Below are 13,962 nucleotides of genomic sequence, written 5' to 3'. Positions count from 1 at the left end.
TCGGCACGGCGATTGCGAAAGTGGACAATGGAGAACGGAATGTTCTTCAGGAGTGAACGATCTCCAGATGTCTCAGGCTCGGTTCAGGTCACCGAGATAGGTATTTTCCAACCGCGAGATCGCAAAGCTTGCCGGATTGATGTCGGCAAAAATCAGCGTCTCGTGGCCCGCGTCACCCTTGGCGAGCACCTGCCCGTCCGGCGATGCGATCCGCGAGAGGCCGGCAAAGGAGAAAAGCGGATCGGAGCCGCAATGGTTGATATAGGCGACAAAAACCTGATTCTCGAAAGCGCGTGTCTGGATCATGTGGTCGGTGATGAAGGTGCCAGACCACCCCGCCGGCAACGCCGTCGGAACAAGAACCGCCTCGGCGCCTGCCAATGCCAGCCGGCGCACATTCTCAGGAAACTCAACGTCGTAGCAGATCAGCATGCCGCAGGTGACGCCGCGATGGACGAAGAGCCGCGTAGTCGGTTTTTCGGGCGCAAACAGCGATCGCTCGTAATCGCCGTAGAGATGCGATTTCCGGTAGACGGTTGGCTTCGCATCGCCATCGACATAGACGGCGCTGTTGTAGACGGCGTCGCCATCCCGCTCGGCAAAACCGGCAATTAGCGCGATGCCGGTCTCCCGCGATATCTGCGCCAGGCGCTTGACGATCGGCCCGTCCACGGGCTCGGCGAGATCGCGGATGGCGTCGCCCGCACCATAACCGGTGAGCCCGAGTTCCGGCGTCATCAGCAGTGTTGCATCTTTCGCAACAGCCTCCTTTGCCGCCCGCTCGAGGCGGTCGAGATTGGCGGCGACGTTGCCGCAGGCCGATTGCATCTGGAGCGCGGCGAGCTTCATCATTTTCCGTCCGACGACATGGCGCCCAAAAGCTTCGGCAGATCGCCGAAGCGGGCAACGAGACCGAAGATCACGGCGGCCGTGGTGACGAAAAGCACCGTGACCGACGCCATGGTCGGCGTGTAGCCGTAGCGAAGCGCGTTGAAGATCTTGATCGGCAGCGTTTCCATGGTGAAGCCGACGGTCATGTAGGCGACGATGTATTCGTTGAGCGACAACACGAAGGCAAACGCGTAGCCGGAGACGATATAGGGCAGGATCAGCGGCAGGACGACGGTGCGGAAGATCGTGCGTTCGTCTGCGCCCATGGTCGATGCCGCCTCGACCAGGGACCGGTCGATCGAGGTAAATCCCAGCGACAGGGTGACCAGCGGTAGCGTGACGAAGAAGATCGCGTGGCTGACGACCGCGGTCCAGGGCTGGCCGTAAAAACCGACCGTCGCCCAGAATGTGAGCATGCCGAGAGCGGTGATGACCGGCGGCAGCGTGAAGGGCGCGACACCGAGCACCTGGAAAATGTTGGCCCAGGGCGCGATCCGCCGCCAGAGGAACCAGGCGAGCGGCAACGCGATCGCGACCGCAAGTGCCGCCGACAGCAAAGCCAGCGTGACGGAGGCAAAAAGCGCGCTGCGCCATTCCGGATTGAAGAAGATCTCGCCGTACCAGGAGAGCGAAAAACCCTGCGGCGGAAAGGCGAGCGTCTGCTTGGCATTGACCGAGACGCCGGCAACGACGATCAGAGGCAGTGCCAGAAAGAGCCCGATCAGGAAGAAGTAGGCCTTGCGGAAGATCGAGGTCATACCGCTTCTCCCTTGCGTCCGGCGATCACGGTCAACGCCACGAGCCCGAGCGTCACCAGCACCAGGAACACGGCCATCGCCGCGGCGAAAGGCATGTTCGACTGGTAGATCGCCTGGTCGGTGATCAGCACCGACAGCGTCCAATGCTGCGGCCGGCCGAGCAACTGCGGCAAGAGGTAGGAGCCGAGCGCGAAGATGAACACCATGATCAGAGTGGCAGTAATGGTGTTTCTGAGCGCCGGCACGACGACGGTGAAGAAGGCTTTGAGCGGCGAAGCGCCGAGCGTCCGGGCTGCCTCCGTCAGTGTCGGGTCAAGCCTAACCAGTGCGGGAAAAAGCACCAGCACCGTGTAGGGGAACGCCTGGTAGACCATGCCGGTCAAGACCGCGCCGAAACTCGGCGTCAGCGCCTTCGCCTCGCTCATGACGCCGAGCGCCACGAGAATGTTGGTGATCCCTGCGGTGCGCGAAAACAGCGTCGACCAGGCAAAGCCGATGATGACTTCCGACAGCGACAGGATCGAGAGCAGCGCCACCAGCCAGAGCACCTGCACCTTTCGCCCCATACGCGTCAGCATGTAGGTAAAGGGCAGCGCCAGCACGACGCAGCAGATCGCCACGGTGATGGCAAGCAGCAGCGAGAAACCGAGTACGCCGCCGAAGAAGGCGGAAAGGAAACGCGCATAATTGTCGAAGACGAAGGCCGGCGTGTAGAAGCCGCCCTGCTGGCGCTGGAAGAAGCTGACGGCGATCATCGTGCCGAAGGGCACGACAAAGAAGATCGTCAGCATCGCGGCGGGAAAGAGAAGTGGCGCGTAATCGCCAAGGGTCTGGGGCGGTTCGCGTCTCATTTTTTCAGCACCACGCAAACATCAGGAGTGAGCGCGATGCCGACCTCCTGGCCGACGGTAACGTCTGGCCGTGCACGCGGCGTCGACACCGCGACGATCTGCCGGCCGGCAATGTCGACGAAGGTTTCGATCGTGCCGCCGAGATCGCGCACGAAGGTGACCTTGCCGGAAAGCGCCCCGGCTCCGGGCGCGGTCAGATGCACGTCTTCAGGGCGAACCGACAGCGTTCCCTTGGAGGCGCCCGCCGGCAGGGCGAGGCCGGCAATCGGCTGTCCCAGCACCTCGACGCGCCCAGTGCTGTCGGCCTGCACTTCGAGAAGATTGGTCTGGCCGATGAAGTCGGCAACAAAACTGTCGGCCGGTCGGCGGTAGATCTCGATCGGCGATGCCGACTGGCGGATTTCGCCGCCGTTCATGACGACAACAGTGTCGGCCATGGTCATTGCTTCGCGCTGATCGTGGGTGACGACGATGGTGGTGATCCCTAGCTTCTGCTGCAATTGGCGCAGTTCCACCTGCATCGCCTCGCGCAGCTTTGCGTCGAGTGCCGAGAGCGGCTCATCGAGAAGGAAAAGCTTGGGCGAGATCGCAAGCGCCCGGGCAATCGCCACGCGCTGGCGCTGGCCCCCTGAAAGTTTGGCAACGGGCCTGTCCGCATAACCGGTCAGATGGATCATCGACAGCAGCTCGTCGACCCGCTTCTTCTGGTCTTCCTTTGCCGCACCGCGGATGCGCAAGGGATAGGCGATGTTCTCGCCGACGGTCAGATGCGGGAACAGCGCCAGCGACTGGAAGACCATGCCGAGGTTGCGCTTGTGCGTCGGCACATGGGTGATGTCATCGCCATCAAGCCGGATCGCTCCACCGGTCGGCAGGTCAAGGCCGGCGATCATGCGCAAAAGCGTGGTCTTGCCGCAGCCTGAGGGCCCGAGCATGCAGACGAACGTCCCGTGCGGCACGTTGAGGTCGACGTTGTTGACGGCTCTGAACGATCCGAATTCCTTGACGACGTTTTGAAGGGCAAGTCCGGACATTGTCTCTCCGCGGGATAGTCCCCTCCCGTTTGCGGGAGGGGTTACAAGGGAGACGACGCCCCCTTCAATTGAGCTCCGGCCCTCCCCTAAAAGAAGCGGAGGGCCAACGTCCTATCATCAGCCGACGATCAGCTCGGTCCACTTCTGGTTCAGCCAATCCGACTTGGACTGATAGAGGTCGTAGCGCGGCACGATCGGCTCGATGTCGGACGAAACGGCTGCGAATTCCTTGTCCGTCAGGTCAGTGACTTCGCGTCTGACGGTCGGCGACGTGCCTACCTTGCGCGACAGGGTCGCCTGGATCGAAGGCTGGCACATGTAGTCGATGAAGATATGGGCTTCCTCGGACTTCTGCGACGCGCGCGACAGCGCCCAGCAACCGGAATCCTGGATGCCGCCTTCCTTCGGGAAGGTTGAACGTACCGGATTGCCGTCGGCAGCCGCAAGGCCGGTCACGTCGTGGTAATACTGGCCCATCGGAATTTCGCCCGACTTCAGCGACTGCTCGAACTGCGCCTCGTCGCGATACCAGAGTCGGACGTTCGGTTTCACCTCGGCGAGCTTTTCGAAGACCTTGAGGATGCCTTCTTCGGTGTCGAGCGCATTGGTGCCGCCGAAGAAGGTCTTGGCGGTCACTTCGAGCAGGAACGAGTTGGAAACCAGCGCCAGCAGGCCGAGCTTGTCGGCGTTTGCCGGATCCCAGAAGGCGGCCCAGGAGGTCGGCGCTTCCTTGAAGACGTCGGTGTTGGTCACCAGCGTAATGTACCAGGAGACGGCCCCGATACCGGCAACGCGGCCGTCCGGATACTTGTTGATGAAGCGGTCGATCAGGTTCGAGCCGTTCTTGATCTTCGCCATGTCGATCGGCGTCCAAAGCTCGGTCGACTGACCTTTCAGCATCGCCACCTGCGACATCATCGAAACGTCGGCTGGCGCCTGGCCGGCGCGTGCTGCCTGTTCGAGCTGGACGAGCCAGGCTTCGCCGGTCGGCTCGGCAATCGATTCGACGGCGATCCCCGTCGCCTTGGTGAATTCCGGAAAGATGTTCTTGTCGAACGAGGTTTTGAAATAGCCGCCGTAAACGCCGACCTTCAGCGACTTGTCCTGGGCGCGCAGCACCGAGGGCATCGCCAGCATCGAAGCACCGGCAAGGCCCGCGCCGAGCAGCGTGCGGCGCTTGATGGAAGTTGTAATCATCGTCTGTCTCCTTTGTTTCGGCGGTGATCCGCCTTGTTCCCTGTTCTCGTTGATTTCTTGCACATTTTCGGTCTCAGTGCGCGGGTATTTTGCGCTCCAGCATGCGTGCATATTGTGTCAGCGGATAACACAGCACGAAGAAGATCACCGCAACCAGCCCATAGACCGTGAAAGGTTCGAAGGTTGCATTATTGATCGCATTGGCTGTTCTGAGAAGCTCCTCGAAGCCGATGATCGACGTCAGCGCCGTGCTCTTGATGAGCTGGACGAGAAAGCCCACGATCGGCGGCCGGGTGATTGCAAACGCCTGCGGCAGGATCACCAGCCGCAGCTCCTGCAGGCGGTGCAGCCCGAGGCTGGCGCCGGCATCCCACTGGCCGAGCGGCAATGCCTCGACGCCGCCGCGCCAGATCTCGGCGAGATAGGCGCTGGCATAAAAGGTCAGCCCCAGCGCCGCAGCCGTCCAAGGCTCGATACGAAAGCCGAGCATCGGCAGACCGAAGAACATGAGGAACAGCTGCATCAACAGCGGCGTGCCCTGAAACAGCGCGATGTAGCCCGAACCGAAGCGGCGCAGCCACTTCTGTTTCGATATGCGCGCAAACAGGATCATGAGGCCGACGGCAGCACCGCCGGCAAAGGCAACGGCCGACAGAAGCACCGTCCAGCGGGTGGCGAATACCAGGTTGCGTACGATGTCCCAGAAGGTGAACTCGATCATGACACGCCCGCTCCCAGCACACGCCTGCCGCCGGCCACAAACAGGCGGCGGATCGCCATCGACAGCGCGAGATAGATCAGCGTGACGACGAAATAGGTTTCGAAGGAGCGGAATGTCCGCGCTTGCAGCAGGTCGGCCTCATGAGCAAGCTCCCGCACCGCGATCTGCGAGACGACGGCCGATTCCAGCATCATGATGATCACCTGGCTGATCAGCGCCGGAAAGATGACCTTCAGCGCCTGCGGCAGGATGATCTTGACGAAGACCTGCCGTGGCCTGAGCCCGAGCGCATATGCAGCCTCGCCCTGGCCCTTCGGCACGGCGTCGAGGCCGGCGCCGACGATCTCCGTAGTGTAGGCCGCCATGTTGAGCGTCATCGCCAGGATGGCAGCGACGATCGGATCGAGCCGGATGCCGATGCTCGGCAGACCGAAGTAGATGAAGAACAGCTGCACCAGAAACGGCGTGTTGCGGATCACTTCGACATAGACGGCGACCGCCTTGCGCAAGACGCCGTAGCGGCTGCGGCGGGCGGCGGCAAAGAGAATGCTGATCAGAATGCCGAGCACGGTGGTGCAGGCGATCAGGAAGAGCGTCATCGCGGCGCCGTGGGCAATTGCGCCCGCGGCATCCCGAAGCCACCCGAAATCGAGGCTGTAACCCATCGTCGCAACCTTTCCCCGAAAGGCCCACGGAGACGCCAAGTCCCCGTGGGCGTCAAGAGCGGATTAGTCCTTGAGGTTTTCGGGGTTGAGCGGCGTCTTCAGCCAGGCCTCGGAGCTGGCGTTCAGCTTGCCGTCGGCCAGCATCTTGGCAACGGCGTCGTTGACCGCCGTCTTCAGCGCTTCCTCGTTCTTGTTGAGACCGATATGCGACGGCGAGGTCAGGAGCTGGAACTTCTGTTCGGGCTTCAGCGCCTCCTGGCGGGCAAGCACCTGCGCACCGACGTCGTTGCCGACGACCATCAGCTGGGTCTGGCCGGAGATGAACGCCTGGATGACGGCGTTGTAGTTGTCGAAGCGCTGGATTGCGGCGCTCGACGGCGCGGCCTCGGTCAGCGAAGTATCCTCCAGCGTGCCGCGGTTGACGGCGATCGTCTTGTCGGCAAGGTCGTCCTTGCCGGCGACCTTGAGGTCCGCCGGGCCGATGACGGCGATGTAGTAAGGCGCGTAGGCGGCTGCGAAGTCGATCACTTCGGCACGCTCCTTGGAGAAGCCGACGCTCATCAGGATGTCGACGCGCTTGTCGTTGAGATAGGGAATGCGGTTCTGGCCGGTGACACTGACGAGGTTCAGCTTGACGCCGAGACCATCGGCGATCTGCTGGGCGACGTCGACGTCATAACCCTTGATGCTCATGTCGGCGCTGGCCGAGGAGAAGGGCGGGAAATCCGAAAAGATCCCAACATTGATCTGGCCGGCCGATTTGATATCGGCGAGCGCGTCGGCACGCGCGATACCGGTTGCGGCACCCAGCATCAGAGCGGCAGCGAAGGCTGCTTTCATTGTCTTTTGAAGTGTCATTGTCGTTCCCCTGTCTGGAAGCATTGTTGATTGTGGGCATTTTCTGGTCGGCCGCCGCTTCCAGTCCGGCAGCCGACGAATCTTTCTCTGAAGTGTCAGGCCGATTTGCCGATAACGGCCGGGCTGAACACCATGAGGCTGAGGATCTCGAACAGCACCTGGGCGCCGGCATGCGCCGTGTTGGTGGTCGCATCATATTGCGGCGCGACCTCGACGACGTCGCCGCCGACAAGATTGACGCCCTTGAAGCCGCGGATCAGTTCCAGCACTTCGCGGGTGGTGAGACCACCCACTTCAGGCGTTCCGGTGCCCGGCGCAAAGCTCGGGTCGAGGCTGTCGATGTCGAAGGAGAGATAGGTCGGGCCGTCGCCGACGATCTTCTTCGCCTTCTCGATGATGGCGGGAATGCCGAGACCGGTCACTTCCTCCGCATGGATCACGGTCATGCCGGACTCATAGGAGAACTCCCAGAGATACTCGGCCGAGCCGCGAATGCCGATCTGCACCACGCGGGTCGGATCGAGCACGCCGTCAAGCACCGCGTTGCGGAACGGGCCGCCGTGGTGGAACTTGGTCAGGTCATAGGCGCCGCCGGTGTCACAATGGGCATCGATGTGGATCATGCCAACAGGCTTGTTCTTGCCGACGGCCTTCAGGATCGGATGGGTGATTGAGTGGTCGCCACCGACAGACAGCGGAATGACGCCGGCATCGACGATCTGGTTGATGCGCTTTTCGATGTCGTCATGGCTGAGTTCCAGCCGATAGCGGCTCTGGAACGGCACGTCACCGATGTCGGCGACACGCAGCTCGTGAACCGGCGCGCAGCCGAGCACGTGGTTATAGGGTCCGATGCGCTCGATCGAACGCAACGCCCGCGGTCCGAAGCGCGAGCCCGGACGGTTGGTGACGCCGAGATCCATGGGAATGCCGACGATGGCGACCTGCAAGTTGCCGAAGTCAGGCTCGTCGGCGTCGACGGCCATGTGCGGCGCGGTCAGGAAGGTCGGAATGCCGGAATAGGGCGCAAGGCGCGTGCCGCTCTTGGTGAAGATCTTGTCGGCAACACGGCGGAAGGTCGGGTCGAACAGCTCGCCGCCATGGCTCTCGCCGTATTTCGCCTTGAGTTCGCCAAGCTTCTTATCGTCCCAGGCCATCCACAATCCTCCGTCACGTCAGCCGGGGAATGCGCACGAGGGCGCCACAGATCAACATCTGCGGATGGGGCCGGTTCTCTCCGGCGCTATCAAGTTCCCCAGGCTTTTTGCCCTTGTTAAGCAGCATTAGGTGACAAATCCGCTGGAAAATCAATTGACATTGTTATAGCGTTTCGTGTGAGAAAAATTCACATCGTTTGAGCTCGCCGGAACCCGCAGATTTGTCCAGCCGCCTGCCGCCTCTCAACCCCTTGCGCGCCTTCGAGGCAACGGCGCGCCGTGGTTCCGTGTCGTCTGCCGCGCGCGAACTGAACGTGACGCACGGCGCCATCAGCCACCAGATCCGCGCGCTTGAACTGTCGATCAACGCCACGCTGTTCGAGCGCGGCGGCAAGCGACTGAAGCTGACGCCGCAGGGCGCGCTACTGCTGCCGGCCGTCACCCACGCCTTTGCCGAGATCGCGGCGGCGACCGCCGCCATGACGCGCCCGACGACGAGCGGCGAACTGCGCATCACCTGCGTGCCGGCCCTCCTCTCTTTTTGGCTGATCCCACGCCTGCATCTCTTCACCGAGCAGTTTCCCGATGTGCAGCTGACGTTGATCGCGTCGAATGATGCCGCCTATCTCGATGCGCCTGATGTCGACGTCTGCCTGATCTATGGCGACGGCAACTGGCCCGGCTGCTGGTCGAAGCTCTGGAGCCGCCTTGCCCTCTTCCCGGTCGTCAGCCCGACATTGCTCAACATGCGGCCGTTGCGCTCCGTGCGCGACCTGCGCGACCACGTCATGCTGCACGGCGACGACGGGCGCGAATGGAACACGTGGCTGGCCGCGGCCGATGCCAGCGACCTGCAGCGCGGCCGCCAGCATTTCATGAGCGACGCGCGGCTTTCGACCGAGGCGGCGCTGCACAATCAGGGCGTCGCGCTTGGCGACACCATCACCGCCGGCAGCCTGATCGCCCGAGGCGAACTGATCGCGCCCTTCGACCTGACGGTTCCGGCCAATGATGCCTTTTACGTTGCCTGCCGCAACGAGGTGCTGGCCGCCCCGATCGTGCGCATCTTCATCGACTGGATGTTCTCGGCGCTCGAAAGCGACCCGATGCCGGAACTGCAGACGTCGGCGCGCACGATTATTCGCAGCCGAGCCTCGAAATCCGAGCCGACAGACCGTAAATCGGTGAAGGACGGTTTTCAGCCGGTTTCAGCTCCGGCCCGCGGCCGGCGCACGGAACGCCCACAGAAACGCAAGAACAAAGCCTGAGCCATAGGAACACCCGCCATGCCGCATTTCAATCCGCTCGTCGAAAAGCTCTCGCCGCCGCCCGTGCCGTCGGTGCTCGCCTGGGCGAAAAGCTATGATGGCTCCCGCGGGCCGCTGATCGACCTGTCGCAGGCAGTGCCCGGCTACCCGGCGCATCCCGACATGCTGGCCTGGCTCGGCGAAGCCGCCGCATCGACTGCCTTTACCGGCTATGGCGCGATCGAAGGCGAAGCGGTGCTGCGCGAGGCCTATGCCGCGCATGTGGCGGGCCTCTATGGCGCCGCGATCACGCCAGACAACATCCACATAACGTCGGGCTGCAACCAGGCTTTCATCTGCACGGCGATGGCGATCGCCGCTGCCGGCGATACCATCCTGATGACCAACCCCTACTACTTCAACCAGGAAACGACACTGGCCATGCTCGGCATCAATGTCGAGCTGGTGCCCTGCGACGCCGGTCACGGCTTCCTGCCCGAGGTGGACGCGATCACTGCTGCGCTTCGGCCCGGCATTCGCGCGCTCGCGCTGGTATCGCCGAACAATCCGACCGGCGCGATCTATCCGCCGGAGCTTCTGTCGCGCATCCACGATGTCTGCCGCGCCAACGGCACCTGGCTGATCCTCGACGAAACCTATCGCGACTTCCTGCCCGATGCAGGCGCTCAACCGCACGGCCTGCTGCAGACGGAAGGCTGGCAGGACAGCTTCATCGGCCTCTACAGTTTCTCCAAATCCTTCTGCATTCCCGGTCATCGCCTCGGCGCAATCACAGCCGGCCCGGCGCTCGTCGAGCAGGTCACCAAGATCATGGACAACCTGCAGATCTGCGCGCCGCGCTCGGCGCAGGCAGCGGTCGCAAAAGCCATTCCAGCACTTGCCGATTGGCGTCTTGGTAATCGCGCCGAGATCGCCGCGCGTGCCGAAGCGCTGCGTGACGTCATGAGCCGGCTGCCGCAATGGAAGCTGCAGGCGATCGGTGCCTATTTCGCCTATATCAGGCATCCCTTCCCGGATATCGATTCGCAGTTCGTCGCCGAGAAGCTGGCGAAGCTCGCCGGCGTCGTCTGCCTGCCGGGTGACTATTTTGGCGAGGGCCAGGAAAACTACCTGCGTTTTGCCTTTGCCAATGCCGACGCCGACACGATCCGCCAGTTGGAAGAGCGGCTCGCCGGCTTCAACCTGCCCGGGCTTTGAAGCGAACGCGAGCGTGTCCAGTTTCGACGGCGACGTGGAAACGCTCGACTTCTTTGTTTTTACGCATTTCCTGGCGGAAAACCGCTTCACACTTTTCCTGGAAATGCTTAACCTCGGCGGGCGATCAGGATGCCGACGAGCACGATCGCCCCGCCGATTGCCTGCATCAGCCCGACGGGCTCGGAAAGCAGCATCCAGGCGAGAATGGCTGCCACCACCGGCTGCAGTAGAAGCGTCAGCGACGAAAACGCCGGTGGCAGATAGGCGAGCGCATAGGTGATCGCCACCTGCCCACCCGCATGGCTGACAAAGGCAAGGCCGAACAGCATCGACCAGCCGAAGAGCGTCGGCGGCAAGAGCGTGGGCTCGGACAAAAGCACGATCGGCAGCATGCAGATGGCGGCCGATGCCGTGCTCCAGACCATGATGCGGATGGTGCTGAACAGGCTGCGCAGCCGGCCGATCGCCAGGATGTAGCCGGCATAGAACATTGCAGCGACAACGGCGACGCCGTCACCCAGCAGGTTGCCGTCGCCAAGCGCCATCGGCCCACCCTTGAGAGTGATCACCCCCACGACTGCCGTCACAAGCCCGATGGCAAAGACGGCGCTGATGCGGGCGCGGAAAAGCAGCCAGCTCGCGAGCGTCACGAAGACGGGGGCAAGGTTGGCAAGCAGGGTCGCGTTGGCAACCGAGGTCTTGGTCAGCGCATAGTGCCAAGCGGCAAGGTCGATCGCCAGAAAAATGCCCGGCAGCACCAGCAGCGCATATTCCGAGAGCTTCTCCGGCCGCCGGTCGGACGCGGGCGCTCCGCGAAACCAGGACCAGGCGAGAAGCGGGATCAGCGCCAGCGCCACCCGCCAGAAGGCCGTCGCCATCGGCCCGACCTCGGATAGCCGTACGAAGATCGGCGAACCGCCGATCGCAGCCCCGCCGATCAGCAGAGCGGCCATGGCAAGGCGGTTATGGGAAGAGGCGGTGGCGGGTGCTGGGGTCACGGCAAAATCCGGCTGTCTGCTGGCGGGCGATCAAGGCGCCCTCAGGAAGGCAGCTAACAGAAGACCGCCATCGGCGACAGTCGCGATAAATCACCCGATGCAACAAAGACGGCCGCCGTGCAGAAGCACGAGCGGCCGCAAGCTTGTTTCATCGCGCCTGACCGGCGCGATGCTTCGTCTTGTCAGGCGGCGTCGGGGATGTGCACCGTCTTGACCTCGAGGAAATCTTCGAGGCCGAACATGCCGCCTTCCCGACCGTTGCCGGACTGCTTGTAGCCGCCGAAGGGGCTGCCATAGCGATGTGGCCCGCCGTTGATGTGCACCATGCCGGCGCGCAGGCGCGACGCCACCCGTTCGGCTCGCTTGGGGTCGCCGGTCTGCACATAGGCGGCAAGGCCGTAATTGGTGTCGTTGGCGATCGCGATCGCTTCCTCCTCAGTATCGAAGGGGATGATCGCGAGCACCGGACCGAACACCTCTTCGCGGGCGATGCGCATGGTGTTGTTGACGTCGGCAAAGATGGTCGGCTTGACGAAATAGCCGGTCTCGAAGCCCGCAGGCTTGCCCGCACCACCGACGACAAGACGCGCGCCCTCGGCGATGCCCGCCTCGATCAGCGTCTGCACCCGGCCGAACTGGACGTCGCTGACGAGCGGACCGATGTGGCTGCCCTCCCTGGTCGGATCGCCAACGGCCGCCTCGCGGCCGACGCGACCGGCGATCTCGACCACCTTGTCATAGACGCTGCGCTCCACCAGCATGCGCGTCGGGGCGTCGCAGGACTGCCCGGAATTGTTGAAGCATTCGAGCACGCTGCCGGCGACACGATCTTCGAGGTCGGCATCGGCAAAGACGATATTCGGCGACTTGCCGCCGAGCTCGAGCGTCACGCGTTTGACCGTTTCGGCCGCGTCCTTGCTGACGGCGATGCCGGCGCGCGTCGAGCCGGTGAACGACATCATGTCGATGTCGCGGTGCTTCGACAGCGCCGCACCTGCGTTGATGCCGTCGCCGTTGACGAGATTGAAGACGCCCGCCGGGAAGCCAGCCTCATCGATCATCTCGGCATAGAGCATGGCGTTGAGCGGGGTGAATTCGCTCGGCTTCAACACGCAGGTCGAACCCGTTGCAAGGGCCGGAACGACCTTGAGCGCGATCTGGTTGATCGGCCAATTCCAGGGGGTGATCAGGCCGCAGACGCCGATCGGCTCGCGCAGGATCACGTCGCCGTTCGGCAGCGTGTCGCGCGTCTTCAGCCGCTTCAACGCATCGATGAAGCCCTGCAGATGGCCGACGCCGACATCGGCCTGCTGCTCGCGCGTCATCGTCGTCGGGGCGCCGAGTTCCATGGTGATGGTCGCGACCATCTCGTCATAGCGACGCTTGTAGATTGCCAGCAGCTTTTCGAGCAGCGCGAGGCGCTCGTCGACGCTGGTGCGGCTGTAGGTGGCGAAGGCCTTCTTTGCAGCGGCAACCGCACGATCGATGTCCGCGGCCGTGCCCATCGAGATCACAGCGACCGGCTTCTCGGTCGCCGGGTTCAGCACCTCCAGATCGTTGGGCGTGATCGGATCGACCCATTTGCCATCAATGTAAAACTTCCTCTTGTCGAGCATGCGCTCCTCCTTCCCGTCAGATTGTCTCTTCTTTCTCCGCGAGCCAGTCCTTGATCAGCGTACGATAGCGCGCGCCGGAAAAGCTCGGAAAATGTCCGCCGTGGACGATACGCGCGGGCAAGCGCAGCAATCGTTCCATCGACGCCAGATAGTCGTCGGCATTGGCGTGGTAGGTGTCCTCGATTAGCGGCCCGTCATAGAGGATGTCACCGGAAAAGAGCACGCCGGTCTTCTCTTCCCAAAGCGCGATGCCGCCGGGGGAATGGCCGGGCGTGTGGATCACCTCGAAAACGCGATCGCCAAGATCGATATGATCGCCGTCATCGAGCAGCCGCGTCGCCGGCGCCGCCTTCACCGCATAGGTGGCTGAGGCATAAGGTTCGGGCGGCAGCGCATCGAAGATCTCATCGGCAACATAGGGGTCGGCCAGCGTGTTCCTTCGTGTCGGGTGAGCCAAGAGATCCGCTTCGCCTGCATGGACGCAGCGGCACTCGAATTCATGATGGCAGCCGATATGGTCGAAATGCGTATGGCTGGCAACGGCGGTCAGCTTGCGCTCTGTGACCAGCGGCACCCATTCACGCAGCGACACCACGCCCATGCCGCTATCAACAAGCATGTCGCGGTCGCGGCCGCGCACATGCCAGATGTTGCAGCGATAGAACTCCTGGATGAAGGGTTCGCAGATATAGGTGACATCGTCGTCGAGACGTTTCACCTGATACCAGTCTTTCGGAGCAATTCGCCGCAT

At 62.8% G+C, this 13,962-nt stretch carries 14 protein-coding genes; 2 read left to right on the top strand and 12 right to left on the bottom strand.

All coding sequences use genetic code 11. The features are described 5' to 3' along the window. Positions 1-72 precede the first annotated feature (72 nt). From BLJAPNOD_RS08145 to speB, 9 genes are all read right to left on the bottom strand, one after another. A complete protein-coding gene (locus BLJAPNOD_RS08145; RefSeq protein ID WP_115419457.1) occupies positions 73-852 on the bottom strand; it encodes a carbon-nitrogen hydrolase family protein in 780 nt (259 codons plus the stop codon). Then, positions 849-1,649, bottom strand: a complete 801-nt coding sequence (locus BLJAPNOD_RS08140) for an ABC transporter permease (RefSeq protein WP_115419456.1) — start codon at positions 1,647-1,649, stop codon at positions 849-851. The genes BLJAPNOD_RS08145 and BLJAPNOD_RS08140 overlap by 4 nt, the downstream gene beginning before the upstream one ends. Then, positions 1,646-2,500, bottom strand: coding sequence for an ABC transporter permease (locus BLJAPNOD_RS08135; RefSeq protein WP_115419455.1), 855 nt, complete (start codon positions 2,498-2,500; stop codon positions 1,646-1,648). Before BLJAPNOD_RS08135 ends, BLJAPNOD_RS08140 begins: the two co-directional genes overlap by 4 nt. Then, entirely contained in the window at positions 2,497-3,534 is a 1,038-nt protein-coding gene (locus tag BLJAPNOD_RS08130) for an ABC transporter ATP-binding protein (RefSeq protein WP_115419454.1), read from the bottom strand. Before BLJAPNOD_RS08130 ends, BLJAPNOD_RS08135 begins: the two co-directional genes overlap by 4 nt. A 117-nt stretch (positions 3,535-3,651) precedes the next feature. Further along, positions 3,652-4,731: an ABC transporter substrate-binding protein gene (locus BLJAPNOD_RS08125; RefSeq protein ID WP_115419453.1), complete on the bottom strand. Its 1,080-nt coding sequence runs from the start codon at positions 4,729-4,731 to the stop codon at positions 3,652-3,654. Positions 4,732-4,804: 73 nt separating this feature from the next. After that, entirely contained in the window at positions 4,805-5,452 is a 648-nt protein-coding gene (locus BLJAPNOD_RS08120) for an amino acid ABC transporter permease (RefSeq protein WP_077503236.1), read from the bottom strand. Next, complete coding sequence (locus BLJAPNOD_RS08115) at positions 5,449-6,117, bottom strand: amino acid ABC transporter permease (RefSeq protein WP_077503235.1); 669 nt, start codon at positions 6,115-6,117, stop codon at positions 5,449-5,451. Before BLJAPNOD_RS08115 ends, BLJAPNOD_RS08120 begins: the two co-directional genes overlap by 4 nt. A gap of 63 nt (positions 6,118-6,180) precedes the next feature. Continuing rightward, positions 6,181-6,957 carry a transporter substrate-binding domain-containing protein gene (locus BLJAPNOD_RS08110; protein WP_244611006.1) on the bottom strand — a complete coding sequence of 259 codons (777 nt, stop codon included), beginning with the start codon at positions 6,955-6,957 and terminating at the stop codon, positions 6,181-6,183. A gap of 113 nt (positions 6,958-7,070) precedes the next feature. Further along, on the bottom strand, positions 7,071-8,132 hold the full coding sequence (gene speB / locus BLJAPNOD_RS08105) for an agmatinase (protein ID WP_115419452.1): 1,062 nt from the start codon (positions 8,130-8,132) through the stop codon (positions 7,071-7,073). A gap of 221 nt (positions 8,133-8,353) precedes the next feature. Between speB and BLJAPNOD_RS08100 the strand changes: the two genes are divergently transcribed. Together BLJAPNOD_RS08100 and BLJAPNOD_RS08095 are read left to right on the top strand one after the other, a co-directional pair. Further along, positions 8,354-9,400: a LysR substrate-binding domain-containing protein gene (locus tag BLJAPNOD_RS08100; RefSeq protein ID WP_115421190.1), complete on the top strand. Its 1,047-nt coding sequence runs from the start codon at positions 8,354-8,356 to the stop codon at positions 9,398-9,400. A gap of 18 nt (positions 9,401-9,418) precedes the next feature. Next, complete coding sequence (locus tag BLJAPNOD_RS08095; protein ID WP_115419451.1) at positions 9,419-10,597, top strand: aminotransferase; 1,179 nt, start codon at positions 9,419-9,421, stop codon at positions 10,595-10,597. A gap of 107 nt (positions 10,598-10,704) precedes the next feature. Here BLJAPNOD_RS08095 and BLJAPNOD_RS08090 read toward each other — a convergent pair whose 3' ends face one another. From BLJAPNOD_RS08090 to BLJAPNOD_RS08080, 3 genes are all read right to left on the bottom strand, one after another. Next, positions 10,705-11,550: a DMT family transporter gene (locus tag BLJAPNOD_RS08090; RefSeq protein WP_115419450.1), complete on the bottom strand. Its 846-nt coding sequence runs from the start codon at positions 11,548-11,550 to the stop codon at positions 10,705-10,707. A gap of 227 nt (positions 11,551-11,777) precedes the next feature. Beyond that, positions 11,778-13,211, bottom strand: a complete 1,434-nt coding sequence (locus BLJAPNOD_RS08085; RefSeq protein WP_115419449.1) for an aldehyde dehydrogenase family protein — start codon at positions 13,209-13,211, stop codon at positions 11,778-11,780. A gap of 16 nt (positions 13,212-13,227) precedes the next feature. Further along, a complete protein-coding gene (locus BLJAPNOD_RS08080) occupies positions 13,228-13,962 on the bottom strand; it encodes an MBL fold metallo-hydrolase (RefSeq protein ID WP_115419448.1) in 735 nt (244 codons plus the stop codon).

Origin of the sequence: Ensifer sp. M14 (genome assembly GCF_003355565.1) — a bacterium.
Classification (GTDB): Bacteria; Pseudomonadota; Alphaproteobacteria; order Rhizobiales; family Rhizobiaceae; genus Ensifer.
The sequence above is the reverse complement of the archived record's forward strand: the minus strand, read 5'-3'. Positions and strand labels throughout refer to the sequence as shown.

Excerpts from the sequence above, each read along its gene's own strand:
- BLJAPNOD_RS08145 (WP_115419457.1), bottom strand. The coding sequence starts at position 852 with ATGATGAAGCTCGCCGCGCTCCAGATGCAATCGGCCTGCGGCAACGTC.
- BLJAPNOD_RS08140 (WP_115419456.1), bottom strand. The coding sequence starts at position 1,649 with ATGACCTCGATCTTCCGCAAGGCCTACTTCTTCCTGATCGGGCTCTTT.
- BLJAPNOD_RS08135 (WP_115419455.1), bottom strand. The coding sequence starts at position 2,500 with ATGAGACGCGAACCGCCCCAGACCCTTGGCGATTACGCGCCACTTCTC.
- BLJAPNOD_RS08130 (WP_115419454.1), bottom strand. The coding sequence starts at position 3,534 with ATGTCCGGACTTGCCCTTCAAAACGTCGTCAAGGAATTCGGATCGTTC.
- BLJAPNOD_RS08125 (WP_115419453.1), bottom strand. The coding sequence starts at position 4,731 with ATGATTACAACTTCCATCAAGCGCCGCACGCTGCTCGGCGCGGGCCTT.
- BLJAPNOD_RS08120 (WP_077503236.1), bottom strand. The coding sequence starts at position 5,452 with ATGATCGAGTTCACCTTCTGGGACATCGTACGCAACCTGGTATTCGCC.
- BLJAPNOD_RS08115 (WP_077503235.1), bottom strand. The coding sequence starts at position 6,117 with ATGGGTTACAGCCTCGATTTCGGGTGGCTTCGGGATGCCGCGGGCGCA.
- BLJAPNOD_RS08110 (WP_244611006.1), bottom strand. The coding sequence starts at position 6,957 with ATGAAAGCAGCCTTCGCTGCCGCTCTGATGCTGGGTGCCGCAACCGGT.
- speB (WP_115419452.1), bottom strand. The coding sequence starts at position 8,132 with ATGGCCTGGGACGATAAGAAGCTTGGCGAACTCAAGGCGAAATACGGC.
- BLJAPNOD_RS08095 (WP_115419451.1), top strand. The coding sequence starts at position 9,419 with ATGCCGCATTTCAATCCGCTCGTCGAAAAGCTCTCGCCGCCGCCCGTG.
- BLJAPNOD_RS08090 (WP_115419450.1), bottom strand. The coding sequence starts at position 11,550 with ATGGCCGCTCTGCTGATCGGCGGGGCTGCGATCGGCGGTTCGCCGATC.
- BLJAPNOD_RS08085 (WP_115419449.1), bottom strand. The coding sequence starts at position 13,211 with ATGCTCGACAAGAGGAAGTTTTACATTGATGGCAAATGGGTCGATCCG.
- BLJAPNOD_RS08080 (WP_115419448.1), bottom strand. The coding sequence starts at position 13,962 with ATGCGGCGAATTGCTCCGAAAGACTGGTATCAGGTGAAACGTCTCGAC.